Raw genomic sequence first — 26,747 nt, 5'->3', positions numbered from 1 at the left:
GGTTACGGGATGATAGTATATGAATAACATCTTAATACAAACTAAACTTATCGGATTATATATATTTAATAAATGGAAGTTAACAGGCTAAGGGTGGAAAGGGGAAATCGGTATGGAACGTCAGATCAGTATCCGTCATGGACAGGAAGAATTAACAGCCACGATTCATTATCCGGTCGTGAAAGATATCAAGGAGGAGAAGAGTCAGCAACGGGTCCCTCTGGCGGTCATCTGCCACGGCTTCGTTGGTAGCCGGATCGGCGTGGATCGTTTGTTTGTAAAGACTGCACGGGAGCTGGCTGAAGACGGTTATCTGGTCTTGCGTTTCGATTATATCGGTTGCGGAGAGAGCAGTGGGGAGTACGGAGCGGAGGGACTGGAGTCCATGGTGCTGCAGACCCGTTCGGTGCTGGATTACGCGGTGAATTGCAGTGATGTAGATCCTACGCGTGTTACGCTGATTGGTCATAGTCTGGGTGGTGCCGTTGCATTACTAACTGCTGTACGTGACAAACGTGTCAAAAACCTGGTTATGTGGTCCTCCGTGGGTTATCCATTCAATGATATCGTGAAGATTACGGGACGGGAAGTATACGATGAAGGCGTGAAACTGGGTGCGGCTGATTATCTGGGATACAAATTCACACCGACGTTCTTCGAGTCTCTTGCTGAACAACAGCCATTCCAGGAAGCAGTTAAGTTTAGCGGAGATGTACTCGTCGTGCATGGCACGTCAGATGAGATTATTCCTGTAGACTACGCATTCCTGTATCAAAAGGTATTCTGGATGCGCCAGGAAGGCCGTTGCGACAAGGAGATCATCTTCCAGGGTGATCACACCTTCTCTTCAGGTAAAGAGCGGGAACAGCTGATTACGCGTACCAGAGAGTGGCTGGGTGAACGTCAGAAGATCGAGCAGGATTGGCAACACTGGATGATATAAGTGGCAGGATTACAACTGTTTGGGGATGTCAGCTTGGAAAAGCGCCTTCTTAAGGGTAAAATAGAGGAGTAAGCATTCTATCCGTGTCTGGAGGTTGGCAGCAATGACATTACCCGCACTTTTCATTGCGCATGGTTCTCCCGCTCTGGCGGTGGAGAGCAATGACTACACTCACTTCTTGAACCAGCTTGGAGACAGGCTGCCGGCTCCGAAAGCCATTGTCGTATTTACGGCGCATTGGGATTGTCCTGAACCGTCCGTGACGATGGATAATACACATCAGACCTTGCATGATTTTTACGGATTTCCTTCTACGATGTATACGATGGAATACCCTGCATCTGGGCAGCCGGATTTAGCGAACGAGATATGTGCTTTGTTCACCCGTAGCAATCTGGCACATCAGCCGATTCGAGGCCGAGGGCTGGATCATGGCGTATGGGTACCGTTGCTCCATATGTATCCCAAGGCTAACATTCCTGTGATTGCTGTATCTGTAGACTCGCTCCGTACGCCGCAGGAACAGTATGATATTGGCCGAATGCTGGAACAGCTACGTCATGATGATGTGTTAATCATTGGCAGCGGTGGAACGGTTCACAATTTGCGATTGCTGGGCAATACGGATGAACCGCAAGAGTGGGCGGTGGAATTTGATAACTGGATCGGGGAGCGCTTGCAGCAGTGGAACACAAGAGAACTGTTTCAATATGAGAAAAAAGCCCCTCATGCACGTACGGCGGTTCCGTCGTATGGTACAGAACACATTGCACCTTTGTTCTACGCCATGGGTACAGCGGATATGTCCCGATCAGCGAAGCGTCTATTCCAGTCTTACCCTTACGGAACGCTCAGTTTGAACTGCTGGCAGTTTGGAGACGGCGTGTAACTTGGAACAGACAACAGCCTGATTATGGTGCTTGAAGCCAGTTTGGTACGGATAACATAACGTGTATTAATGCATACAATTACAATATATAAACAAAAGAAGGTTACTGTACACCCTTGAAGGGCTACAGTAACCTTTTTTCAATATGAGGACTTATTCATGCAATAGATCTTTATTTGCGGATTTCGAACAATTCACAGTCTGTACGCGAATGATAAGCGAGCTCACTGACACTGGATTGTACTACTACGGTGTTGCTGTCAAAACGGATAATGATGCCACCGGAGTCAATCTGGTGATTATCTTTAAAAACTCGAACCTTATACTTCATATTCATGGCTTCCTGGAAGTCCGCATCGGTCTCGAGACGTCGCTGGGTCGGCATATCGTGTACTCCTTTGAAGTTCAACTTTATTTCATCATAATACGATTTTCTGTGGATGGGCAAGTCAGTCAGGCATTCAGGCTGATTTTGAAAAGTAAAAAGCCCTGCTCTCCAGGGGGATTGGGAGCAGGGCCGAGAATTCTATGAATGATTGCTTAAGCTGTTTTTTGAGTAGGGCTAATCGTTGGTGTGTCTTTAGGAAGATTTCCTTTGTTGTTACGAGTGAACAATCCGCGAAGGTAAGGCAGTACCCAGTGATCCAGACCGATTTTACCTGCATTTGCACCAGCAACGACAAGGAAGATTTCCATTACAACCAGTTGAGCATTCGTGCTTACTGTTCCCGAGAAGAGGAACGCGAAGTTCATGACCATAGCCATCAGTGCTGCTAGTGTAGTGAAGCAACCGAGGATGAGACCCAAACCTACAAGGAATTCACCCAATGGGATAACGAAGTCGAACAGTCCTGCGTTTGGTACTGCGAATTTCTCAAGGAACGTTCCCCACCATGCTTGAACTGCAGGATGATCACCCGTTGTTTTTTCCAATGCCCCTGCAAGGAACCCGCCAGCTTCGAATCCGCCAGTCAATTTGCTCCATCCGTGAGTCATCCAATCATAACCGATATACACCCGAAGTACTGTCAAAATCCACATTGCTACTTTGTTTTCTCTAAGCCATTGGTTTGTGCTGAACATATGAACCACTCCTTCATGGAATCTAGTGTGTGTTGTTTTGTTTTTCTAAGTGATCACCTTTGATGTCTTTATTGTATAGTTCAAAAGTCGTTTTGTTTGTGATTAAAATCACAATCTAGTTCAAATTTTAAGTAAGGTTTGAGAAGTTCACATTTAGGACATATTTTTCTAGCTATATGCTGTTTCAAATGTGAATTTCAAGCTGTATCAAGGCCTTCTAGGCGCAGACAAATCGGATGGGGTGTGATTAAATGGAAAGAAATACGTGAAATGGTTGCCCACATGAGACATATATCACAACTTAGAACCAGGCCATATCGTTCAGGAGGTCCTATATTGAAGCTTTTTAAATGGAACAAAGCAGCATCGGTTGCATCTCTGTTTATTCTCTCATTAAGTCTTGTTGCCTGCCAAAACCAGGAGGTGGCGCAGATGCCAGTTCAGCCAGAACCGACACCTGCACCTGTACAAGAAGAACACGTGGAGGAAACCAACACGTCTCTCTATACAGCACCTCTGACGGGTCTGCCTGTAGATGAAGCGATTACGCGTCGACCACTCGCCGTAATGATTAATAATGCACCCGCAGCTCGGCCCCAATCGGGTCTAAGTTCAGCCGATATCATTCTTGAAGTTCTCGCTGAGGGAGGCATTACCCGTTTCATAGCCATCTTCCAGAGTGGAGGCGGTGCTGAGACGGTTGGACCCGTTCGCAGTATACGTCCATATCTAATTGAGCTCGGCGAGAGTTATGATGGGGTACTTGTTCACGCCGGAGGCAGCCCTGAGGCGTATTCCATTTTGCAAAGGCAGCAGAAACAGCATATGGATGAAATCTCGAATGGTGGACCCTACTTCTGGCGTTCCTCGGATCGTAAAGCCCCACATAATCTGTATACTTCAGCGGACAAGCTGAGAGAAGGGTCAGACATCAAGGGTTACAGCCATGATTTCAAGTCGCCGGTATACAATTATAACGAAGAAGGCGCGACATCCGCAGGAGAGGCAGTGAAGCAATTTGATATCCATTATTTATTGGATAGTTACCGGGTGACGTATGATTATGATGAAGTTAGCGGACGATATATGAGAATGGTGAATGGCAAGGCAGATCAGGATCTGGATAATGGGACTCAACTTGGTGCAGCGAACATCATTGTGGCAGGTGCAGATCACAAGGTGCTCGATAATGTAGGTCGGTTGTCCGTTAATTTGGAACAGGACGGGGAAGCCATGCTTTTTCAGAAGGGCAAGATGATTCGTGGGCAGTGGGTGAAGAAGCAGGGGGATATTATACGGTTTGTTCAAGGTGGCAGTGAAGTTGCTCTTGTACCGGGTAAAACCTTTATCAGCATTGTTCCCAATCAACCGGAATTTTCCAGTCATGTGAAGCTGGCTGCGCAGCAATAAAAGGATGTAATGAAAGAAAACAATGAAACATGTATTCATTTTGTTGTCGAAAAGGCATTATATTTGTCCTTAGCGTGAAAAGTAGAATCGTGTCGATTTTGAATTTTGATGTCGAATTGTAAACGCAGTGTAAAATCTTGACTTGAATTTACCATTATTCCAAATAATTAAGATTCATTTCAGATTAATGTGATAAGAATATAAAAAAGGATCACACCTTTTGTACAAACCATGAAACAAATATGATAAGATATCAAAGGTTGTCATTTCATGTTTCATCGGTTGTCGGCAATTTTTCTCGTAAAGGGGATAGAGCTATGAAGCTTAAGAAGAAGAAGGATATATTTTTTGAGACACTGGAGAATATGGCAGATACGGTTGTTCAAGCGGCAGATTATTTCTCCCAGCATGTTTCCAACCTTCAGGATGTGACTCTTTTTGCTAATGAAATGAAGAAGTACGAGTCGAAATGTGATGATTACGTGCATACGATCATTACAGAACTCAACAAAACATTTATCACACCGATCGAACGCGATGATATTATGGAGCTGACAACAACACTTGATGACGTATTGGACGGACTCGAAGCAACGGCTTCCCGTTTCTATATGTACCAACTGACAGATCCAGATGATGAGTTCGTCATACAGTTTGCTGAAATTTTGCGCCAATCGGCTTACGAAATTCAGAAGGCGATCCATCTGCTGTCCCAGAAAAAATTGCTCGCGATCCGTGAGTATACCATTCGTTTGAATGATCTGGAAAACCAAGGCGACGAAGTGCTGCGCATGTGTATCAAACATCTCTTCGCTACCGTGTCTGATCCGATTGAACTGATCAAGCGTAAGGAAATTTACGAACGTCTTGAGACAACAACGGATGCTTGTGAAGACGTGGCGAACGTGCTTGAATCCATCATTATGCGTAATTCTTAAGGAGCCAGAGAATAATGGAAACAACGATTTGGGTATTGGGTATAGTCGTCTTCCTTGCACTGGCGTTTGACTTCATCAACGGTTTTCACGACACGGCCAATGCCATTGCGACTTCGGTCTCAACCCGAGCACTGACGCCGCGTCGAGCTATTCTTATGGCAGCGGTGATGAACTTTGTCGGTGCGATGATGTTCACAGGTGTTGCGAAGACGATTGGGGGGAGTGTGACCGACCCCACCACGCTGGATAACGGGATAGAGGTCGTCATAGTCACCTTGATATCAGCGATTATCTGGAACCTGGTTACATGGTGGTTCGGTATTCCGTCTTCTTCCTCACATGCACTTATTGGAGCCCTTGCAGGTGCCGTACTCGTTGGCGCAGGATCTGATAAAGTGAAATGGAGCGGATTCATTGATATCGTCGGAGGTTTGTTGTTATCACCTCTGATCGCATTTGCCATCGGTTATGTGGTCATGACGATTCTCAAATATATTTTCGCCAAACGCAGTCCGCATAACGTGAACAAAGGTTTCCGTACGGTACAGATTTTCACGGCAGCACTGCAAGCATTCACGCATGGTACGAATGATGCACAGAAAGCGATGGGAATTATTACCTTTGCTCTGGTTGCAGCAGGTGTACAGGATAATCTGGATGTTCCGCTGTGGGTTAAAATTTCAGCGGCAACAGCGATGGCTCTGGGTACGTCCATCGGTGGTTGGAAAATCATCAAAACGATGGGTACCAAAATCTTTAAAATTGAACCGATTAATGGTTTTGCCGCGGATATTTCAGCTGCTTCCGTTATTTTCACAGCAACGTTGCTTCACCTTCCAGTTAGTACAACGCACGCGATCACATCAGCAATTCTGGGTGTGGGTTCCGCGAAACGTTTCTCTGCTGTGAAATGGGGACTTGCTGGACGTATCATTATTACGTGGTTCATTACGATTCCGATTACTGCGGGACTGGCAGGATTGCTCTACTGGATTATTTTCTAAAAAGAGAAGTTATCCCGAACGAATTCGGGGTTACCAGACAATCTGTTCATAACTGTGTGAATATCGGGATATGTGGACAATTATACAACCAAAATCAAGAGACGCCTGTGCATGAACGTGTGGACAGGCTGGATATGTGGATAGCCATCCGTGGAATGATAAACCAAAAGAAGATATTCCTGTGGATACAGGGAACTGTGGATAGGGAAATGAGAGAAGCCAACAGGGTTGGCTTTTTTTGTTGTCGAGTTAGAAGATACCTGTGTACAATAACGTAAAGATACAGGACAAGGACGTGGTCTAATTTATGATTCGTACACTCGCCATTACACGAGAACATCAAGTCTCCGTTAACGTACCACTTACACAGCTGGATCTGAACGATTACGCCTGGGTATGGGCCGATTTTAACCAGCCAACGGAAGAGGAAAGCCGTTTGCTGGATACATATTTTCATTTTCACCCTTTAGCTATTGAGGACTGTCTGCATGTGTTGCAGCGGCCCAAGCTCGATTATTATGATAATCTGCAGTTTCTTGTGCTGCACGCACTGAACCCGTCCACACTGGAAGCCGAGGAGGTTGACTTGTTTCTCGGATCAAACTTCCTAGTGTCTTTTCATCATGGCGTATTGGAGGAAGTGGATGAAGCGTGGGAACGCTTGTTGCACCATGCTCATGAACGAACCATTTGGGCGCGAGGTCCGGTGGCAGCAGCCTATACGGTGATGGACAAGCTGGTCGATCATTATTTTCCGTCTCTATTTGCGATTGAGGATGAACTGGCCGAACTGGAGAACCGGGGTGGACAGGAGTCAGTTGAAGACTTGATGAACCAGGTGTTTGATCTGCGGACTCGATTGCTGAAGCTCAGACGAACGGTAGTACCGATGCGGGATCTGCTCTATCGGGTGGTCAATTCCCAGCATGTACAAYGAACAGGTGAACATACGGCTTATTTTACCGATATCTATGACCATTTATTGAAGCTGACGGATATGATTGAAGCCGATCGGGAGATGACCGCTGACCTGCGCGATAGTTATATTTCCCTGAACTCCAACCGGATGAATCAGATCATGAAGACACTCACGGTGATTACGACTGTATTTATGCCGCTCACACTGATCGCGGGTATTTATGGCATGAACTTTGCCTATATGCCTGAGCTTCAATGGAAGTTTGGGTATGGGGCTGTGTTGCTGTTGATGTTTGTGCTTGGTGGAAGCATGGTGGCCTGGTTTGTAAAACGGGGCTGGTTTAAGTGAGAACGAGTGTAATCAGATGTTAGTAACATAAACTTGTAATAACGTGTATCCACAGGTAAAATATAACGATATGTGAATAGATTCTGGATGAATTATCCATACATATCATTGTGGAAGGATGGGATACGATGAGATTGGCAGAGGCTCTTGTACTGCGTGCAGATGAGCAGAAGAAGATAGCTCAGCTCAAGCAACGTCTGGAACGCGTAGTTAAAGTTCAGGAAGGTGAACAGCCAGCAGAGGACCCACAGTTGCTTATGATTGACCTGGAGAATACGATCCGGAGCCTGACGGTATTGGTTAAGAAAATTAATAAGACCAATGCACAGACTGACTTCACAGCTGGAGTTACGCTTGCAGATGCCCTTGCAGAGCGGGATGGAATCATGCAAGAAAGAGCATCGTTTAACGAAGTTTTGCAGCATGCGTCCATTCGCCAGGATCGGTACAGTCGTTCTGAAGTGAAGTATGAGCGAACCGTGAACATAGCAGATATTCAACATAAAGTGGATAGCCTTTCGAAATCCTACCGGGAACTGGATTTTAAAATTCAGGAGAAGAACTGGACCATAGACTTAATCGAGGAATAAAACTGCGTCGGTAACCCTATCCAAATGAAGCGAGCATAACCCACCAACGGGAAGTTGGAAACCTGGTAGACGCTGGGCCATGTCTAACCCATATCATCATTTAGCCCAATATTGTTACAAGAATGCGCAGCATGGATGTATCGTGTATCTTTCTAATTGTTACGACCATATGCAGGTCTTTGGATAGCGGTGAGGGTGGGTAAGGGGAATTGCAGTTTGAACTACATATGAAGAAGGCCACTGGGCCATGATCTCGGGCAGTAATAAATGTCGGGAGATGATGTTTGCCAGGTGGCCTTTCTGATTCTTCTATTAGAAGTTTTGAAAAAATGTATCCACATGTGAATAACTATTCCGCTTCAACAAGCTGTGTATAACTTATGATGACTTCCTTTTACTCCATTTCAAGAACAAAAGAAGTTGTAGCTGCTTCTTTGCCATTCACAAGAATGGTAAGCGTATGCAGACCGACATAATATTTTCTCGTTGTGATGACTTTGAAGGATTGTTTGGTGGCTACCTTGGTTCTGCCTGTCGGGTACATTTTATCGGAGCATTTGAACCGTTTGGGGGCCTGCTTGCCGTTTGCCTTCATATAACCCATCTCATATTCAATTCGCAGCATCTGGGACTCGCCGCTCTCATTAACGACATCGAACGAAAAATGGAGATCCTCGCCAATGCTAATCGTATCCTGGACAAGCTGAAGCTGCTCAATGTGAATCGAATCCTGCTCGTTATAACCAAAAAGACTTAGTGCTGTGCTATGTCCTTTCTTCAGTAATGACCTGCTGGCATGCCGGACAATCCAGTCTGTGTGTGCATGTTGTCCGTACCAGGTCGTGGCCAGATCCATAACCAGTTCAGGGTGGTCCTTGGAGATGTCATTCAGATGATTGGCGACACTTTTGCGAACATAGAGGGACTCGTCCTGTTTCAATGCATGCAGAATCGGAAGTACAGGTGTTGGATCAGTGATAAAGTTCTGGAGTTTCGCACCCCATGGCAAACGTGGCCGGCTGCCCTCACTGGCAAGTCTGCGGATATGCTCGTTGTTGCTCTCTGCCCACGCCATCATATGTTTCATCGTTTGGATTGGATAAAGTTCAATAAACGGGCGTACCGCGAACTCCGAGCTGGAATAAGGTGTGAAGAGGGTCAGATACTTCATGGATAACTCGTAATCCTCTGGGTCAAGTCCGTTCACTTCGATAAAATCCGGTACAAACAGATATTCAACGCCTCTCATCGTAGGGGCGGCTTGTTCGATAATATGTAATGCTTCCTCATAATTGTCCGGCAGTACCTGGGTCAAAGCCAGTGTGATTCTGCGAATGCGCGCTTTGAATTCCAACTGTTCCCAGCCTTCGGCGAAAACCAATTCATGAAATTGCTGTGTATCCAGCTTAGGGTAGAATTGACGCATCTGTTCGCCGGTCCGATCGATTAATGCGGGAGTGTATTTGTCTTTGATAAGTTCCATGGTCCGCCTCCTTTAGTTACTATCCAGTATACCTCAAATTACAGAAATAAGAACGTAAGTTCCTGAAATTTATTTGTATACGGATGAACGGTGTTAAGGCACCCGCCTTCTGTAAGGGGGTGCCTGAATTTTTTTTAACCTTTGCGACTTTTGGGACGGCGCTTTGTGGAATTGGATTTGCGACGGACTGGAGTTGGATTGCGGCGACGTGTAGCATTCGTTGTTTTGTTCCGACGTTTGTTTTTGCGTTTGCGGGACGGCTTATATTCTTCATAGTCTGCATCGGCCGCGCTGCTATCCGTTTTTCCTTTTCCAAAAGGCAGAATGCCCATAACGAGTTTCATCATCGGAGCCATCTGCTGGATCCCACCGACGACCTTTTGCATTTTGCCTATTCCACTCATGATTCCATCAATACCGCCGAAGCGGTCGATCATTCCTTTTAACTCACCGATGTTGGCTAATGAAAAGCCGGAACTGCCAGTAGCAGGCGCCGGTACCGGAGCTGGGGGAAGAACCTGAGCTGCACCTCCATAAAAGTTTCCGCCAGCCACACCCTGCCCATAGGGTACGACTGCAGAAGCTTCGACTTCACCAAAGCCCGGGTAGTGTGGTTCTACGCCAGGATACATCGGTTGAATCTGAGTTTCATTTAAAGACCGTGGAACCACACCGGGCGGCATATAGGCAGAAGTATGCGCCTGCCGATGAGCATGAGAAGACGGACGCTGCCTTGGTGCTGGCTGGCGGTGATAATAATGCTGTGGCATGAACGATCACGTTCCTTCTATGTTGGATTTCGGAATTGCGTTCCATGAGTTGCATGACAGATGTACATCATAGACCCTTGTGGAACTCCCTTTTGTTATACTGTATGTCATTCGCGGAGAGACGGCGTAGGCGGGTATCCCGGAAAACGGGATATTTGCGGATTTGGGCGCATGTAAGATGGCAGGTTCACGAAGAGTAAAATGCAGTTTAGACACAAAATTGTAACATTTAGGAGGATTGAAATCCTACATAAGTAATCGGATATATACAGGTGAAAACTGGGAAAAAGCGCGGAAATTTCGCCCGATGTACGCGAGGGGAGGACAATAGTACCTTTTGTAAGCGGTAACATGTATTTTTATTCTGTAGTGCGTGAAATCGGTAACGCTTGAAATACCAACTCAGGGTGAGTACAATGTAGGTACACAGTAACCGCTAGGGGATGATGATGAAATGCAGCTGAAAAAGCTAAATGATAAAAGCATTGAACAACTATTCGAGGCTATTTTGACGCTAAAAGATATTGAAGAGTGTTATGTTTTCTTTGATGACCTCTGCACAGTTAACGAGATCCAATCCATGTCCCAGCGGCTGGAAGTGGCTCGTATGTTGGGTAAAGGCAATACGTATAACCAGATTGAAGCGGAGACAGGTGCGAGTACAGCTACAATTTCACGTGTGAAACGCTGCCTGAATTACGGCAATGATGGTTATAAAATGACGCTGGAACGCCTGGGACGCTAACATGAAGAAGCCGGGTGTACTCATCATCAGTCACGGTTCACAGGAGCAGACCTGGGTGGAATCCGTCGATGACGCGATCTCCCGGTTGAATCTGCCTGTTCCATTACCGGTTGAAGCCGGTTTTCTTGAACTTGTGGAAGGACGCCTGATCCAGGACGGTATCGACCGACTGGAAGCACAAGGCGTAACCGATATTCTGGTCGTACCTCTATTTGTTTCGTCCGGGAGTACACACGTGGATGAAATTGAATATGCCATTGGTGCAAAGGAAACACCTGATCGCGAAACGGATCTGGAACCGTTCGAAGTGAAGGCTCGGGTTCACTTCGGTTATCCGGTGGATAACGATCCGGATATTGCCGTGATGGTGTGGGACAAAGTCCGAGTACTGTCGCAGCAACCGGAGGAAGAAACGATTCTGCTGGTTGGCCATGGTAGTATTCATGATGGTTTTCGCGAGCGTTGGGAAGCCGGAATTTCTTCCCTTGCAGAGCGTGTGCAGGAAGTTAGTGATGTAGCCCATACGGATTATGCATTGCTGAATCCGGAGAGTGTGTACGACAAAGTGAAGTACTGGAGCGAAGAGCGGGGGAACCGAGTCATTGTGACGCCGCTGTTTTTGAGTGCCGGTTATTTCACGAGGAACGTTATCCCGGGTCGGTTGCAAGAACTGAATTATGTGTACAGCGGTGAGACACTGTTGCCACATCCATTGCTTGGGCAGTGGCTGGAGCGCCAGATCCAGATTTTGCTGGAGAGATGTAATGAAGTTAAAGCTTCTTCTTGAAGTGATCGCTTTGGCCTAGGTGTGTGATCACATCGCTCGCAGTGATGTCGCATCAATTGATTTGAACTCCATAGCTTCATAAACAATCAAACCACGTCGAAGGACGTGGTTTTTGTTTGTTGTAGATCACTTGAAAGAGATTGGGCTATCCATTAATGGGTGCGTGCAATTGCAGATGTAGCTCCAGTAAACTTATTAATTGGTCAACGATCTCCTCGGCCGGATAAGGCATGGAATTCATAATCCACCACTCCAGGATACCGACTGCAGCGGAAGCAAGAAACTGTATGGTAATCTCTTTTTTCATACCTTCCTGGATTCCACAAGCATCCATTTGATCCTGTACTCCCTGGACCAACAATGTCATCAACTTACTACGGAATGCCGGAATACCTTTTTTGGTTAGAAGTGTAGTATAGGTAGAGGCATGCTGTTCCAGATAACGGAAAGTTCTGAGCAGCGCATCCTTGGCCGTAACGGGTGTTGTAGTAGAGCTTTCGATCATACAGGCATCCAACAACCGCTGCAAATAGGTCTCAATGCATTGATCCAACAGGTCGAACTTGTCAGCGTAATGCAAATAGATGGTTCCTCGGTTTACATTAGCCCGATCAGCAATATCGTTTATCGTAATTTGCTCAAAATCCTGTTCCTCCAGTAACCCCACAAAAGCTTCAATTATTGCCTTTCGTGTCTTGAGTACTCGTCTGTCCATGGCCCCTCCTATGATGGTTTTCAACAATAAGGAATCATTCGTTGATTATTCAACAAAAACGGATATTTTAACGATTGAAGCACAGTAGGTGCTTTGTTACTCTTATTTTATCAACAAATGTTGATAAAACAACGATTATTTATAAACTATGAAATTGAGGGATAACCAATGAAGATATTAGTGTATGGTGCGGGGGTTTTGGGCAGTCAACTGGCGCATGTTCTGGTGCGCGGCGGCAATGAAGTCACCATTCTGGCCAGAGGGAAGCGGGCAGAGGAGCTGGAGAAGGATGGACTCGTCATCCGGCATTTTTTTCAATTCAAAACGACAGTTGATCAGGTTCGGGTAGCCAGAACGTTGGAAGTGGATGACCAATATGATCTGATTTTTGTTGTCATGAAGTATAACGATTTTCCTTCAGTGTTACCTATTCTGGCAGACAATCAGAGCAGCAATATTGTGATTGTGGGAAACAACGCAGATGCACGAAGCATGCAAAACTTTTTGGAGGAAAACAGCAGGGTAGCAAAACAGGTCGCGTTTGGATTTCATGTGAGTGCAGGGAAGCGGGAAAAGGACCGCATGTTATCGGTCGGTGGAGGCAGCGGACAAATGGTAATCGGCAGTCTGGACGGAGAGATAGGCTTTAAACCTTTGCTGGACCAAGCTTTCCAACATGTGAAATACAAGTTAAATGTTCTGAGCGATATTGATGCCTGGCTGAAAAGCCATATCATCCCCATTCTGATGCTTAATGCGGTGAGTTTTAATGAGGAGCGTGAGTTGATCAAGTTGGACGGGAATAGAAAGCAAATCCAACATATGATTGGGGCGATGGATGAAGGCTTTAGCGTACTTGAGGCTATGGGCATAACGATTATACCGGAGATTCAGGCTAAAATGATCCGCAAGCATCAACGGATGTTGTACCTTCTGTTGAAGATCTATAGCATGCTTCCGGTTCATAAGCTGGTCGCGGGTTCTTTTGGAGAGATTGAGGCGTTAAATAATGCATTTACCGATTGGAAAAAGACAACAGGCACCCCGACTCCCCATTGGGATGTGCTGAAAAGAGATTTTACTCCCCTTAAATGAAGTGTTGCTCATTAACCCAATACCGACTACAATAAAACCAACTAATAAAATGGGGATAAGGAGATATACAGATGCGGGAAGTACCTATGCGCTATGTGAAAGCAAATCAGGTTGGTATTGTATTGTTTGTTTTGCTCTCGTTTGTGTTCAATCCAATTGTAGTTCTGGGCTTGCTGTGGATCATTCAGGTGGTGGGGCTGGCTTCCGGTGGCAAATTTAATCTGTTCGTACAGATTGGCAAAGTCGTGCTGACTGGTAAAGGTACAGAGGCGCAGGCGGTGGAGCTACAGCGATTCAACAATATTCTGGCCGTGCTCTTCCTGTCTTTGGCACTCATCTCGTTCTCGCTTGGTTGGGTAGGCGCAGGTTATGTATTCTCCGTCATGCTTCTCGCGGCTGCAAGCGCGGCACTGCTGGGTTATTGTGTAGGCTGCACCGTCTATTTCTGGTATAAACAGCTGCGTGCAGGCAGAAAAATCGGATTTTGAGGTTGGTTGAAAAAGTGATACAGGTATCCGGGATACTACGATAACTTCATAACGAAATCCCCCTCAAGTGAGCTGCCACTTGAAGGGGATTTTTTTTATCTGAACCAGGCCTTATTTAAATTGTTGGTAAAATTGTTATCGTTGAAAGGCACGTTGGCGCTACCGAAGTTTGTCGTGTTGAGTGCATTTCGTGCGGCAGAAGTCAGATCGTCCCATCCGATTAATGGTTGTGTTCCCCCAACAGCGTTGGTGACCCCGAGCTCATGGTTCAGCGGCCAGGTACTATTATAGGAAATCAACGGATGGTTACCTTGTGTATTGTTATTGCTCGGTGTAACTTTTGTAAACTGGCCGTGACCGGAATATGCGATAGAGAGGATTTTGGAATTGGCAGCTGCCGGATTATCGACCCACACGACGATTCCTTCCCAATCATGACGATGGCCGAGTCCAGAGGAAGGGGAGTCTTTGGGGAAATACCACGAATACATGATAGCCCACACCCCATTGTGCCATGCGGAGCGGGAGTAGATCTGCCCTGTATTTGAGCTACAGTTCCCATTCGATGACCCGGACGTATTCAAGCCAGCGCTGGTATTGCCCTGTTGATCCACTGCGGGAAAAGGCACACAACCATGATAGACCTTCAAAAATGGCTGAAAACGCTTGGCTGCTTGTTGCATTACGGTGACTGGTGAGACTTCCTGGAATCCGACAACCTGATCATGATTGATTTCTGCCGCTTCAACAACGGTGACCCAAGGAATACATGCCATAAGAAAGACCAGGAGCATTAACACGATTTTTTTCATTTACACTTCTCCTTCAAGGGTATGATGTGGTGCTAAGTTGAGGGTGCACTAAAACTATATTGGAAAAAGGTTTATGTTATTTATCTTTTCATCTTAAGATTTGTAAATTTGTAGCATATCTATGTCATAATCATATAAATATCATCGAAATCGAAGACTAATTCCTGTCCAAGCGGGCAGAATGGTTGATTAATGAGACTATTTTACATAAAAGGTAGTGGAGAAGATTCAGGATCGGTGCGTGAGGTTTATTGGGTAATAGGCAGATTAGTGGGTACGGATATGTTAAAATATACTTATGGATTACAGGCTAGGACATCTTTACATTTGATGATATGATAGGAGTTAAAGGCTTTGGAATGAGACGGAATTCCTGATGCATAGATATAGGTAAGTCGAAAGATTAGAGCAGAATGAACGCAAGTTCATTATTGTGTAAAAAATATGCCCTTTTGTGGACTGATGCAACGTAAGAATATGAGGTCGTTTAGACTCATGGATAATGTGGAATAGGTGGCGTATGAGATGAAAAAAGCTCGCTTAATATATAATCCGACCTCAGGCCGGGAAGAAATGAAGAAACGTCTGGCTGATATTTTGCAGCGTTTGGATCAAGGTGGTATTGAAGCTTCATGTCACGCAACAACGGGTGAAGGTGACGCAACCCGGGAAGCTGAACTGGCAATTGAACGCGGATATGACATGATTATTGCTGCTGGTGGCGATGGCACGTTGTATGAAGTTATCAATGGTATGGCTGAGCGGGAGAATCGTCCTCCGCTGGGTGTGTTCCCTTTGGGAACAACGAATGATTTTGCACGTGCACTCGGCATTCCGAGACAGTGGGAGGATTATGTGGATCTGGTCATTAACCAGCAACTTCGTCCGCTCGATCTGGGCAAAGCGAATGATAAATATTTTATCAACATTGCCGGTGGCGGCTCATTAACTGAACTGACCTATGAAGTGCCGAGTCGTCTGAAAACGATGATTGGGCAACTGGCCTATTATATGAAGGGTATTGAGAAAATGGCGAGTCTGTCTCCACAGGAGCTGATTATTCGTGCCGACGGTCAGGAAGAGATCCATGATGAATTCATGTTATTCCTCATCGCCAATACCAATTCGGTCGGGGGTTTTGAGAAGTTGGCTCCAGGAGCAACCATTGATGATGGTCTGTTCGATGTGATCGGTGTCCGCAAATGTAATCTGGCTGATATGATTCGCCTCGTAACGCTCGCGTTGCGTGGGGAGCATCTGAACGACAAGAAAGTGGTTCATTTCCAGACGAGTCATATGGAAGTTACGTCGCCAGGTTATGTGCAACTGAACCTCGATGGAGAGTTGGGCGGCACGCTACCTGCTACGTTTACGAATTTGCGTCATCATCTGATGTTGTATCGTTAAACTTGGCACTTAGCGGAGAATGTGGTTGCTTGCGGAAAGCGTTAATGCCGCAGTGGTTTTTGTAAAGCATCGCACAAGTGGTGAGGAGAGTTGGATACAGCTCTGCCGTAAGGTGAGATGGAAGTGCAATTTCCAGTTGCTGTGTACGGTGGGATCGCGTATAATCTCATGTGGTCACCATACGTTGAGCGGATACAGGGCACATTGTGGTGATTGAGTGAACGTGAAACAATGAACATTGAACAGTGAAGGTTAAAAGTGCTGGTCTAGTTCGATGGTACTGCGATGTAGTACACCGTACTGAATGTAACAGTTTGGTCGAGTGCCGGCTGGCGGCTAACGAACTCAGAAAGCCTTAATGTGGCTAAATAGCCGAAGCTGCGAATCTAACGAATCTCAGTGTCGTTATTTTGGAGAAAATGACCGAAAAAGGTCGGAAAACACCATCCGAAGATGATATAACGTTTCTGAAATTCATTAGAAATTCGGAACGTTATTTTTTGATGTGATACCATATAAGAAGAAAGAAGTGAATGTACGTTGTCTAATACGAACCGCAGCGGTCGTGGAAAAAACCGCCGGAATTCGGCTGCCTCTCAGGGGCAAGGGAACGCTTCAGCGTCCCGTCAGCCAAGTCAATCATCTCGTCCATCTACACGTCAGCAGGGAAAAGAGGTGCGGCCACAAGGCGCATCTCTTTCTGCCGTTCGTCCAAAGGGGAGAACGCGTGAATCTGCACCAATCGAAGGACTGCCCGTTAGCAAAAATGAAGAGACCGTCATCGACATCATTGGCATGAACCATGACGGTGAGGGTGTAGGTCGTGCGAATGGATACACGCTCTTTGTGCAGGGTGCGCTTCCAGGTGAAACCGTGCGTGTGCGCGTGATGAAAACCAAGAAGCAGTATGGCTATGCCAAACTGCTGGAAATCGTGAAAGCAAGCCCGGATCGAGTGTCCGCGCCTTGCCCGATCTACGATCAGTGCGGCGGCTGCCAGATCCAGCATATGAGTTATGCCGGACAGCTTGCGTGGAAACGCCAGTTGGTGATTGATAATTTGCAACGGATTGGCAAATTGAACGTGATGATGGAGGATGCAAAAAATACGGAACAGGGTATTCGCGTCCTTCCTACGATGGGTATGGACGAGCCGTGGCGATATCGGAACAAGGCACAGGTGCCCATTGGTGTGACCGAGGGTGGTCTGGTAGGTGGTTTTTACGCCAAAGGAAGCCATCGCATCATCGATATGGAGAGTTGCCTCATTCAGCATGAGCACAATGACGAAGTGGTCGCAAAGGTTAAAGAGATCGGCAGTCATTTTGGAATTAGCGCCTACAACGAAGAGACAGGTCGCGGCTTATTGCGCCATGTGGTTGTGAAGAAGGCATTCCGTACTGGCGAGATGATGCTCGTACTGGTCACGAATGGTCGAGACATTCCGTACAAAGACGAATGGATTGGCAGTATCCGTGAAGCGATTCCGCATGTGGCAAGCATCTGCCAGAACGTGAACAAGAAACAGACCAACGTCATCTTTGGCGATGAGACCCGCGTCCTGTGGGGCCGTGATGTAATTTATGATTATATCGGTGATGTGCAGTTTGCGATCTCTGCGCGTTCGTTCTATCAGGTGAATCCGGTGCAAACGGAAGTACTGTATGGCAAAACGGTAGAGTACGCTGGACTGAGCGGCAAAGAGACGGTAATTGATGCCTATTGCGGCATCGGAACGATTTCTCTTTTTCTCGCGCAACATGCGGATCAGGTGTATGGGGTAGAGATCGTGCCTGAAGCGATCGAGGATGCGCGGAGCAATGCTCTATTGAACGAGATGCGCAACGTCAAGTTCGAAGTTGGTGCCTCTGAGGATGTCATCCCGCGCTGGAAAGAACAAGGCATCGAAGCTGACGTCATCGTTGTCGACCCACCACGAAAAGGCTGCGACCCGCGTTTGCTCGATACCATCCTGGAGATGAAGCCGGAACGCGTGGTTTACGTGAGTTGTAATCCGAGTACGCTGGCACGTGATCTTCGTGTGTTGGAAGATGGCGGCTATCGCACCGTGGAGGTAACGCCGGTGGATATGTTCCCGCATACGGTGCATGTGGAATCGGTGGCGATGTTAAAATGGAAGGGGCAGGATTAATTCCTACGCCTCTCGTTGTTCCAACTTCCTTATGGATTGAGGACAGGAAATATATAATGTATGGCTTTGATTGAACCGCCGTTAATAACTTCAATTTTTTGAATAAGTCTTTGAAGTGCCTGCTTAAAGACTTGTTGACCTTCAATTTGAAGTTCGGTGAAGCGGGATAATTGCTTTATATAGGCACGGAGTTGTTCTTCCGTGTCTTTTTTTGTACCTGTAATAATGAAGTAATTACTGATTTTGTACACACCCTAAACCTAATACAGATAGAGGTGAAATTTCTTGAACTATAGGGGCATAGATCTCATCAAGTAGAAGCTTCTTATCATCACGCTTGTAGCCAAATGTGGGTAGAGAAGCCTTGTAGGGGGTTCGTGAAAATATCATCTTCATGTGGCTCGCCGCTGGCCAACAGCCATACTTTCGTACCAGTAACCTCTTTCTTTCCGAACGGATGAAAGAGGTTACTGGAAACCATGTTTACCCATGTGCTAGAGTTATAACTGATTTCGATTGGACGTCAAAGCGAGGCAAACTTCATTAACTCAGCTTTGGACGCTGATACACGTGATTCTGTATCGTGTTCATGAGCGATTCCAGTTTGAAGTCGAGCCGTTCTCCTTAAATAATTGACGTTCGTTCTTGACAGCCCAACAGCATGCGTTGAACATCTCCTTGGCATCAACGGGCTTTTCGAAACTGTTGACAATTGGCAGATATGTAATTATATTTAATATATCGAGCGATTGGTGCTGTAAATCTACTATTGTAAACGCTCTCCAAGCAAATCTTTACGCAGTATAGTTCAATCCCGTCAAGGAAGAAAATGGAGAGTTGATGGTGTGCTTAATCCCGGTTTTGTACACGCACTATCCATTTACGAGTGACATTCATCCTAGTTTTGTAGAGCATTTTCAGCAACGCTTCATTGCTTGGGAAAATGCTTTTTTCTTTAGGCTTTGCGATGTTGACGAAGGAACCCTCAATTATTTCCGTCGTTGTACTCTTCGCGTCAAGCTTTTTATGTCCTGCATCGTGTCATACTCCGCCTCCAGCATGAATTGCAGAATCTCTGCATACAACTATGCAAACAACTCTTTCAATGCAAATTCACCTTGTTCATCGTTATGAACTTATTCTTCTTCAAAATCACTTTCTCATCACGTATACTATCCTCTTTAATCAGCCTTTCTAAAGATTATCTAACGGGGGAATATGATGTCTAAATCAATAGAATCTATCTTGAGAGATGAAATTTTTGCTGAGCTGGACATCGAGTATCCGGAAGGCCACGATACCCGTTTGTTGGACCAAGGGATCGATTCAGTAGGCTTCATCAAGCTTATTGTTTTAATGGAATCGAAGTTTAACATCTCGATCCCTGATGAAGATCTGTTATTTGAGAAGTTCTCCACGGCTGGATTAATCCTTAATTATTTGACTGTGAGAACGCTATGATGACTATCATTCAGCGTCTATTTCTGGAGGCCTCTGATCGCCAAGATCATATTATCCTTGAAGATCTAAAGCAGCAATGGACTTACGCAGAGGTGATGACAGAAGCTTACTTGATTGCTCTATATATCCACAAGAATTTTGAGCTTGAGTCCGGAAGCCATCTTGCATTATACACAAATAATGAGCCCTTGTTCATTTTTGCGGCGCTGGGCATTCAATTCTGCGGTTATGTGTTAGTACCGGTTCCTTATTCGGCGTCCAATACTGAAATTGAAAATATTTTAATTGCTAGTGACGCCAAATTGGTTATCAGCAAATCTGCACAGCCAGCGCATTTAAATTGCGACATACCTTGGGTTACCGCTCAGGATTTATCGCAAGAACCAATGCCTTCGTTCGAATCGATCTCGTTAACCAATCAGTCCGATCCCAATCAATGTGCGATTCTCCTTCCTACATCGGGCACAACCGGAAAATCTAAAATCGTTATGTTATCCCATTGGAATGTATTAACGAATGCGTTGGCACATGGCGGAAAGGTGGGGTATACAGAACAAGATTCGTTTCTTGTAACGATGCCCGTTCATTTCAGTTCTACGATTGTCACGCAATTAATTTCTTGTATGTTATATGGAACCCGAATTAAACTTATCAGCTTGCCCTTTCTGCCGCGCACCGCGTTTAAACTGTTTCAGAATAAGGCGGTCACGGCATTCTCAGCGGTGCCTACGCAATTGATGCACTTTGTTTCCGATTTCCATCAGACAAAGAACTGGAGTGCCTTTGACTCCATTGAATTTATTGTAATTAGCGGTGCGGCGACTCCCGCGAAATTAGTAGACCATCTTCAGACTGTATTTCCTCATGCGGACATTATTCAAACCTATGGATTGACCGAAGCTTCTCCGCGGGTAAGCATGATGGAACGGGGAGAGCGCTACTTATCCTGTGGATCACCCATAGATGACGTTTCTATTCGTCTTGTTGACGAAGAAGAGAATGAGATAGAAGGAGCTGCTATCGGAGAAATTTGGGTAAAGGGCCCGAATGTGATGCTCGGTTATTACAAAAACCCGGAGTTAACGAACGCTACCATTGTTGAGGGTTGGTTAAAGACAGGAGATTTGGGATATTGGAATGAATCAGGGTGTCTTATACTCACAGGCCGAAAGAAGAATATCATTATATCCGGCGGTATCAATATCTATCCGGAAGAAATCGAGGAATTTTTGTACGGCTTGAAAGAAGTGGAGGAGGTCATGGTTGTTGGTGTACACGATGATCTGTTAGGCGAAGTGCCTATCGCATTTCTGAAAGTTTTTAATGAATGCCTGATTGATATAGATGCACTGACACGACATTGCAACTTGCATTTGTCAACGTATAAAGTGCCTAGACAATGGAGGATTATCGATAACATTCCAAAAACAAAAACAGGAAAACTGGACAGGGCAAGTACGAAGCGCTTATTGCTAAATGAGATATACTGATTCGAAATCCTTAAGCCATTTAACCAGGGGTGAACGAAAGGTTGAAGAATTCAACTCAAACGTTAGGCAGAAAAATATTGCCGGTCAGTTATCCGATGATTACAACCTATACGCAACATGCTCATCTCTTGTCCATACTTACCCATTACGAGTGCGCACACCCATGGATATTTAGCAATTATATCCAATTGTTTATTAACAAAGATTATAAACATCATTGGGGAGATTTTTATTTTCCTGTGACTTATGAGCTACGGCCTTCGGATGCGTGCAAATGGATTACTACTCAAAAGATACATAGAGATACTGTAACAACTAAATGGGACTCTGTTATTCATTTTATTGTAGAAAATATTAATGCTAATAACTATGTCCACACCATGATCAATTATTTCTACGTGCCCCTAAGCGATCGCTACAATAAACTTCAATTGCATCATGACATATTTGTTTATGGCTATGATTTGGATAGAGAGATGTTGTATGTTTCCGATTTTTTTAAGAACGGGGTGTATAGTCAGGCTGAGATATCATTTAATGATTTCAATCTTGCGTTCGACACAAATCATCTAACAACCAATCATGATTACCTTAGAGAAATGGTTTATCTGTATACATTCAATGATCAAAATCAGGATAAATTCAGTGCAGATACCCTATTGAATTCTATAAGAAATTATTTCACTAAGCAAACGCCGGAGTATTGGGAGATGTTCAACTACGGGGGTGACAAGGATAATCTTGACTTCGGCATGCAAATATACACAACTCTATTTAATTATGTGAAAGAAACATCGGAACATAAGGCTATGCTTGATATAAGACCCTTTCATTTACTTTATGATCATAAGAAGATGATGACGCTAAGACTCAAGTACTTGTACCATAATCGGCATTTAATTGAATTAAATCAAGAGCATATAGATGAATTCACAGCCATAGAACTTCAGGCAAGGATACTTGTGAATGTAGCGATTAAATATAATTTGACTAGGGATACGAGTATTTCCGAAAGCTTACAAACGCTGATTACGAATATAGAAAATGAAGAATCCATATTCCTTGAACGATGGCTGAAGAAGGTAGGCATTCAGTAATGTTGAGGGAGCAGATGATGTCAGTTGTGGATATCTCTTCTTGTACCTGAATAGAAGCCTTAGCCCGAAGCCGGTGGTGATCCGGGCATATTTATGGAGGGAGTGATGCCGGGATTATAATCGTTGCGATACAGCGTATTGATTAAGCCAAACCGTTGCTCTTGTCTTAAAGATCCGTTTGCTGACAGCCTATTGCTTTCTTGTCTTTCAACGATCCGCATTGCTTCAAGCGCTTTTTCCGGCACAACCACAGCGAATCCACTCACCTCAAGAATCTCTCCTGTTATTTGACCCGACATCTTGTGATTCATGCATAGAACCATACCTGTTCGATTGAATTAATAGTGGCTTCACAAACCTTAAGTAAGGGTGGGGATCATAATATTCATTGTATTAACAGGAGTCGCAGGCTTCATCGGTTCCAACCTTGCCGAGAGGCTGCTGCGGGAAGGCCATACCGTTATCGGCGTCGATAATTTTCTGACCGGGTCTACTGTCAATATAGACAATCTCTTACGGTCGCCCAATTTCAAGTTTATCGAGCATGACGTCATTTATCCGCTCGCAATTGAAGGCCCTGTCGATTGGGTGATGCATTTTGCAAGTCCTGCCAGTCCGCCTAAATATTTGTCCTATCCGATCGAAACGATGAGGGTCAACAGCGAAGGGACGATGCATCTGCTGTATCTGGCCAAAGAAAAGCAGGCTGCTTTCTTCTTGGCTTCAACAAGCGAGATCTACGGTAACCCAACTGTTCACCCTCAGCCGGAGACCTACTATGGCAACGTGAATTCGGTTGGAGCAAGAAGCTGCTACAACGAAGCGAAGCGGTATGCAGAGGCGATCACCTACTGGATGAACAGGAAATACGGTATACCGGTAAGGGTCATTCGGATCTTCAATACATTCGGCCCGAAGATGGATTTAAATGACGGACGCGTCATTACCAATTTCATTAATGAAATCATGTCCAAGCAAAACCTTACGATTTATGGCGACGGCAGACAGACGAGAAGCTTTCAGTATATCGACGATTTGCTGGAAGGGATTGTGAGACTGCTGAGCACCACGTATGAACAGCCAGTCAATTTGGGGAATCCGGAGGAAGTCACCATACTTGAAGTCGCCCAAATATTGAAGGAGCTAATGAAGTCCAACGCGCAGTTAGAGTTTCTCCCGCTGCCGGAAGACGATCCAAGGAGAAGGAAGCCGGATATTACCATTTCAAGGACGATTATGGACTGGGAACCGGCGATCAGTTTGCATGATGCACTCGCTAGAACGATCCATTATTACCAGGGTCAATATATCCATTAAACGGGAGGTACCTATGCAAGAACAGATCATAGCGATGATATGCGAAATCAAGGAAGACGCCCAACTGGCAAACAGTTTGAACGAGCATTCGAACATCATGGAAGACGGGGGATTGGACTCTTTACAGCTAATTACTTTTGTACTACAGGTGGAAGAGCGTTTCGGTATTGAAATCGATTTTGAACAATTCGACTTCAATCTTATGGAGTCGGTCACGACCTTCTGCAATTATATCTCGGAGCTGCAGAAAACAGCGCCTGTATGAACGATAGACGCAAGTTCGAGCTCATTATCGGGACATTTGACGCGGAACGCTTCTGGCGCGACCCTAATCTAGCCAAACTGCCGTCGTTTCACGATCCTGAAATGGAGAATATCGTGATGGCCATGGATGAGCTGCTCTTCCCATTTTGCGAGGCGCAGGATAAGCTCATTACTCGCTATCGAATGAACGTTTGCCATAAAGAGTATTTGCATGAGATCGGATTTAAATTTCTTTCCAATTCAACCGATCTCGAGAGTCCTGATGTAGGAAGCGTAGGCAGAACCGCCAATATATTCGACCTGCTCACATCAGCCGATCGAATGGGTGACATGGATCTCTACTTGCTGGACGGCGCCCGGTTGTCGCCCTTTGCCGTCATTCCGGGGGCGGATCGTACTGCAACGCGTTACGGGCTGGAACAGGATTTTCCAGCTATCGAAACGGTTCAGACTGTCAATTCGAAGCTGTATTCAACCGAATTGAACCGTCGCCTTGATCTTCGGTGTGACAGCCAGACGGTCTATTCTCCCGAAAAGCTGCTGGCAAGCGGCTTGACTTTGCTGAATCAAGGACCCTTCCTGATCAAAGATGAGTTTGGGGTATCGGGGAAAGGCAATTTGCTGATCGAGTCGGAAGCGATTTTGCGGCGAGTCACATCCTATGTCGCCGATCAGTGCAGCAAGGGAAAAACGGTTCGGTTTATTATTGAGCCGTTCCTCCGCAAGGAATTGGATTTTTCTTGCCAATTCCACATCGATCCGGACGGCACTTACCGACATATCTCAGTGCAGCAGTTGGTCAATCACAATTTCGCTTACCAAGGCTCCTATACAGCAGACGATAGGTTGCTTCATATGCTGCAGGAAGCGAAGTATTTTGATGTAATGAAACGGGCGGCTCGCGAGCTTTATCGGTCGGGTTATCACGGCGACGTATGCGTCGATTCTATGCTGTTGACAGACGGCCGCATCGTTCCGATTGTTGAGGTGAATGCAAGAAGATCGATGAGTCTGATCAAGCATTACGTTGACCGCTACCTGAAGAAGCACGACACGGCCGGGAGCATGACACATGCGACTTTACAGTTTGCATGCGATGTATCATTCGATCAATTGCTTGAATCGCTGGACCGCGAGGGTGTTCTATATAAGCCTGATCGAGGATTCGGTATTTTACCTTTAAGCGCGAATACGCTCTTTATTAACAAAGTCGTCAGCGAGTGCAAGGGGATCCGGAATAAGCAGGTGAAAGGCAGATTATATTATTCGTTGATCGAAGGGGAATGGGATAACGAACGATTGACCACTAAGGTTAATGAGGTGCTGTCGTCGTTATCCTTCAAGATCGCCCGCTGATGCAGTCCGAAGCGCTTGAAGCCATGAATGGAGGAAGAAATTTTATGGGTGAGCGGAAAGTGACGATTCTATGCTCGGGTTTCGGTCTGGGTTTCTATATTCCCGGCCTGTTAGCTGCAAGTGATTTCGAGAAAAGGGATATCGCGACGGAAGTGCTCGTGTTCGAAAGCTATTTGGAGCAAGACAAGATGGATCATATTGTAGACAGCAGAAAGGCTTACCACAATAATTTCGCACTTGCCAATTTATCGGCCCGAATGCCGATGGATATCCGGGGCAGCATTGATTATGCCCAGGTCGAGCTATTGCTGGAGGCGTGGAAAGCGGAAGAGCGGTACGAATTCATATCGTTATCCGGACACTGGATCTATATTCTGGATTTGTATAGGGAGAAGATGCTGCCGAATCAAATTCATGTAGACCTGCTCTACGTCGATTCAGATCTGGCCCCGTCTTGGAAGAGCTTGAAGAAGTTTCATCCTAGCTATGACGAGTATTATTACAATGCTTGTCTCTATGACACCGACAAGATGGAAATTCGATACGAAATCCCGGTTCTTCATCGTACGGCACTGCCCTTCGACTCAAGGAAGCGGCGGCTTGTTGTTCATGGCGGCGGCTGGGGGATGGGCACTTATCAAAGTACAATTCCAGAGCTTGCCTCCCATAACTATGGGCTTGATATCGTAGCTTACGATTGGAAGGAAGCGAAGCCCGATCCCGATCACCGATATTGGATGAATGATCCGGAATGGTGTGCATGGGTGAAGAGTGCGAACGGCCTGCACGAGTTTCCGCCATACATCGAAATAACGGGAGAAGACACGAAGTCATACGCCGCTGAGGTTGATCATCATTGGTTATTCGATATCGCTTCGGAGGCGATGGCTATCGTGGCCAAGCCGGGAGCGGGCACATTAATCGACTCGCTTGCATCCGAAACCCCTCTTATTCTGCTGGAGCCGTTCGGAAGTCACGAGCTTAGCAATTTGGAATTGTGGGAATCACTGGGGTTCGGAATACGCTACGAGAAGTGGCGGGAGATGGATTTTTCCGTAGAGGTCCTTAGGGAGATGCATCAAGCGATCATGAACAGACCCGGAGAACGGACGAATTATGTGGATCATTATTGTGCGAGAGTCGCGTTAACGAAGGGGTAAGATTTCAATGGCAGAAGGGGTTATG

Annotated in this window: 27 protein-coding genes; 20 read left to right on the top strand and 7 right to left on the bottom strand. The window is 45.7% G+C overall.

All coding sequences use genetic code 11. The annotated features are described in order from the left end of the window. The first annotated feature begins 112 nt into the window (after positions 1-112). A complete protein-coding gene (locus AC1DE7_RS24155) occupies positions 113-943 on the top strand; it encodes an alpha/beta hydrolase (RefSeq protein WP_036606057.1) in 831 nt (276 codons plus the stop codon). 103 nt (positions 944-1,046) lie between these two features. Further along, positions 1,047-1,832: a DODA-type extradiol aromatic ring-opening family dioxygenase gene (locus tag AC1DE7_RS24150; RefSeq protein WP_340983478.1), complete on the top strand. Its 786-nt coding sequence runs from the start codon at positions 1,047-1,049 to the stop codon at positions 1,830-1,832. 172 nt (positions 1,833-2,004) lie between these two features. Here AC1DE7_RS24150 and AC1DE7_RS24145 read toward each other — a convergent pair whose 3' ends face one another. After that, positions 2,005-2,217: a hypothetical protein gene (locus tag AC1DE7_RS24145; protein ID WP_017690673.1), complete on the bottom strand. Its 213-nt coding sequence runs from the start codon at positions 2,215-2,217 to the stop codon at positions 2,005-2,007. A 155-nt stretch (positions 2,218-2,372) separates the two neighbouring features. Next, positions 2,373-2,915: a DoxX family protein gene (locus AC1DE7_RS24140; RefSeq protein ID WP_017690672.1), complete on the bottom strand. Its 543-nt coding sequence runs from the start codon at positions 2,913-2,915 to the stop codon at positions 2,373-2,375. Between the two features lie 336 nt (positions 2,916-3,251). Between AC1DE7_RS24140 and AC1DE7_RS24135 the strand changes: the two genes are divergently transcribed. From AC1DE7_RS24135 to AC1DE7_RS24115, 5 genes are all read left to right on the top strand, one after another. Beyond that, entirely contained in the window at positions 3,252-4,325 is a 1,074-nt protein-coding gene (locus AC1DE7_RS24135; RefSeq protein WP_282319434.1) for a DUF3048 domain-containing protein, read from the top strand. A 317-nt stretch (positions 4,326-4,642) separates the two neighbouring features. Further along, entirely contained in the window at positions 4,643-5,263 is a 621-nt protein-coding gene (locus tag AC1DE7_RS24130; protein WP_017690670.1) for a DUF47 domain-containing protein, read from the top strand. Positions 5,264-5,277: 14 nt separating this feature from the next. Beyond that, positions 5,278-6,267 carry an inorganic phosphate transporter gene (locus tag AC1DE7_RS24125; RefSeq protein WP_036606054.1) on the top strand — a complete coding sequence of 330 codons (990 nt, stop codon included), beginning with the start codon at positions 5,278-5,280 and terminating at the stop codon, positions 6,265-6,267. Positions 6,268-6,574: 307 nt separating this feature from the next. Beyond that, positions 6,575-7,534, top strand: a complete 960-nt coding sequence (gene corA / locus AC1DE7_RS24120; protein ID WP_477535332.1) for a magnesium/cobalt transporter CorA — start codon at positions 6,575-6,577, stop codon at positions 7,532-7,534. Between the two features lie 128 nt (positions 7,535-7,662). Beyond that, positions 7,663-8,124, top strand: a complete 462-nt coding sequence (locus AC1DE7_RS24115) for a DIP1984 family protein (protein ID WP_076320034.1) — start codon at positions 7,663-7,665, stop codon at positions 8,122-8,124. Positions 8,125-8,518: 394 nt separating this feature from the next. Here the strand turns inward: AC1DE7_RS24115 and AC1DE7_RS24110 are convergent, their stop codons facing one another. Beyond that, a complete protein-coding gene (locus AC1DE7_RS24110; RefSeq protein WP_076320033.1) occupies positions 8,519-9,607 on the bottom strand; it encodes a DNA alkylation repair protein in 1,089 nt (362 codons plus the stop codon). 134 nt (positions 9,608-9,741) lie between these two features. Further along, on the bottom strand, positions 9,742-10,377 hold the full coding sequence (locus AC1DE7_RS24105; protein ID WP_083669946.1) for a hypothetical protein: 636 nt from the start codon (positions 10,375-10,377) through the stop codon (positions 9,742-9,744). Between the two features lie 454 nt (positions 10,378-10,831). Here AC1DE7_RS24105 and AC1DE7_RS24100 point away from each other — a divergent pair, with 454 nt between their 5' ends. Together AC1DE7_RS24100 and AC1DE7_RS24095 are read left to right on the top strand one after the other, a co-directional pair. Next, complete coding sequence (locus AC1DE7_RS24100) at positions 10,832-11,122, top strand: YerC/YecD family TrpR-related protein (RefSeq protein WP_017690665.1); 291 nt, start codon at positions 10,832-10,834, stop codon at positions 11,120-11,122. A 1-nt stretch (position 11,123) separates the two neighbouring features. Then, positions 11,124-11,909 (top strand): sirohydrochlorin chelatase, encoded by a 786-nt coding sequence (locus AC1DE7_RS24095; protein ID WP_340983476.1) that lies wholly within the window; start codon positions 11,124-11,126, stop codon positions 11,907-11,909. Positions 11,910-12,054: 145 nt separating this feature from the next. On the opposite strand, the gene AC1DE7_RS24090 is transcribed toward AC1DE7_RS24095, so the two are convergent. Continuing rightward, the gene (locus AC1DE7_RS24090) at positions 12,055-12,624 is read right to left on the bottom strand and encodes a TetR/AcrR family transcriptional regulator (RefSeq protein ID WP_076253824.1); all 570 of its coding nucleotides are present in this window, start codon (positions 12,622-12,624) and stop codon (positions 12,055-12,057) included. Between the two features lie 168 nt (positions 12,625-12,792). On the opposite strand from AC1DE7_RS24090, the gene AC1DE7_RS24085 reads away from it, so the two are divergent. Continuing rightward, the gene (locus tag AC1DE7_RS24085; protein WP_076320031.1) at positions 12,793-13,719 is read left to right on the top strand and encodes a ketopantoate reductase family protein; all 927 of its coding nucleotides are present in this window, start codon (positions 12,793-12,795) and stop codon (positions 13,717-13,719) included. Between the two features lie 71 nt (positions 13,720-13,790). After that, positions 13,791-14,207 carry a DUF4395 domain-containing protein gene (locus AC1DE7_RS24080; protein ID WP_036606047.1) on the top strand — a complete coding sequence of 139 codons (417 nt, stop codon included), beginning with the start codon at positions 13,791-13,793 and terminating at the stop codon, positions 14,205-14,207. A 95-nt stretch (positions 14,208-14,302) separates the two neighbouring features. Here the strand turns inward: AC1DE7_RS24080 and AC1DE7_RS24075 are convergent, their stop codons facing one another. Then, positions 14,303-15,019 carry an NPP1 family protein gene (locus AC1DE7_RS24075; RefSeq protein ID WP_036606046.1) on the bottom strand — a complete coding sequence of 239 codons (717 nt, stop codon included), beginning with the start codon at positions 15,017-15,019 and terminating at the stop codon, positions 14,303-14,305. A 525-nt stretch (positions 15,020-15,544) separates the two neighbouring features. Here AC1DE7_RS24075 and AC1DE7_RS24070 point away from each other — a divergent pair. The 5 genes from AC1DE7_RS24070 (at position 15,545) to AC1DE7_RS24050 (ending at position 22,625) form a co-directional block, all read left to right on the top strand. Further along, positions 15,545-16,426: a diacylglycerol kinase gene (locus AC1DE7_RS24070; protein ID WP_017690659.1), complete on the top strand. Its 882-nt coding sequence runs from the start codon at positions 15,545-15,547 to the stop codon at positions 16,424-16,426. Between the two features lie 540 nt (positions 16,427-16,966). Beyond that, a complete protein-coding gene (gene rlmD, locus AC1DE7_RS24065) occupies positions 16,967-18,577 on the top strand; it encodes a 23S rRNA (uracil(1939)-C(5))-methyltransferase RlmD (protein ID WP_340983475.1) in 1,611 nt (536 codons plus the stop codon). A gap of 1,221 nt (positions 18,578-19,798) precedes the next feature. Continuing rightward, positions 19,799-20,038, top strand: a complete 240-nt coding sequence (locus AC1DE7_RS24060) for a phosphopantetheine-binding protein (protein WP_051446949.1) — start codon at positions 19,799-19,801, stop codon at positions 20,036-20,038. Continuing rightward, positions 20,035-21,528, top strand: a complete 1,494-nt coding sequence (locus AC1DE7_RS24055) for a class I adenylate-forming enzyme family protein (protein WP_477535331.1) — start codon at positions 20,035-20,037, stop codon at positions 21,526-21,528. Before AC1DE7_RS24060 ends, AC1DE7_RS24055 begins: the two co-directional genes overlap by 4 nt. A gap of 41 nt (positions 21,529-21,569) precedes the next feature. Beyond that, positions 21,570-22,625: a hypothetical protein gene (locus tag AC1DE7_RS24050; protein WP_340983473.1), complete on the top strand. Its 1,056-nt coding sequence runs from the start codon at positions 21,570-21,572 to the stop codon at positions 22,623-22,625. Between the two features lie 59 nt (positions 22,626-22,684). On the opposite strand, the gene AC1DE7_RS24045 is transcribed toward AC1DE7_RS24050, so the two are convergent. Further along, positions 22,685-22,924 carry a hypothetical protein gene (locus tag AC1DE7_RS24045; RefSeq protein ID WP_164783194.1) on the bottom strand — a complete coding sequence of 80 codons (240 nt, stop codon included), beginning with the start codon at positions 22,922-22,924 and terminating at the stop codon, positions 22,685-22,687. A 70-nt stretch (positions 22,925-22,994) separates the two neighbouring features. Between AC1DE7_RS24045 and AC1DE7_RS24040 the strand changes: the two genes are divergently transcribed. From AC1DE7_RS24040 to AC1DE7_RS24025, 4 genes are read left to right on the top strand one after another with little or no spacing between them, the layout of a single operon-like run. Then, positions 22,995-23,942 carry an NAD-dependent epimerase/dehydratase family protein gene (locus tag AC1DE7_RS24040; protein WP_244898284.1) on the top strand — a complete coding sequence of 316 codons (948 nt, stop codon included), beginning with the start codon at positions 22,995-22,997 and terminating at the stop codon, positions 23,940-23,942. 13 nt (positions 23,943-23,955) lie between these two features. Continuing rightward, a complete protein-coding gene (locus tag AC1DE7_RS24035) occupies positions 23,956-24,207 on the top strand; it encodes an acyl carrier protein (RefSeq protein WP_036668367.1) in 252 nt (83 codons plus the stop codon). Further along, positions 24,204-25,562: an ATP-grasp domain-containing protein gene (locus AC1DE7_RS24030; protein ID WP_127546851.1), complete on the top strand. Its 1,359-nt coding sequence runs from the start codon at positions 24,204-24,206 to the stop codon at positions 25,560-25,562. Before AC1DE7_RS24035 ends, AC1DE7_RS24030 begins: the two co-directional genes overlap by 4 nt. A 44-nt stretch (positions 25,563-25,606) precedes the next feature. Further along, the gene (locus AC1DE7_RS24025; RefSeq protein WP_340983472.1) at positions 25,607-26,722 is read left to right on the top strand and encodes a UDP-glucuronosyltransferase; all 1,116 of its coding nucleotides are present in this window, start codon (positions 25,607-25,609) and stop codon (positions 26,720-26,722) included. Positions 26,723-26,747: the final 25 nt, after the last annotated feature.

Source organism: Paenibacillus sp. 10L310 (assembly GCF_056395745.1).
The sequence above is the reverse complement of the archived record's forward strand: the minus strand, read 5'-3'. Positions and strand labels throughout refer to the sequence as shown.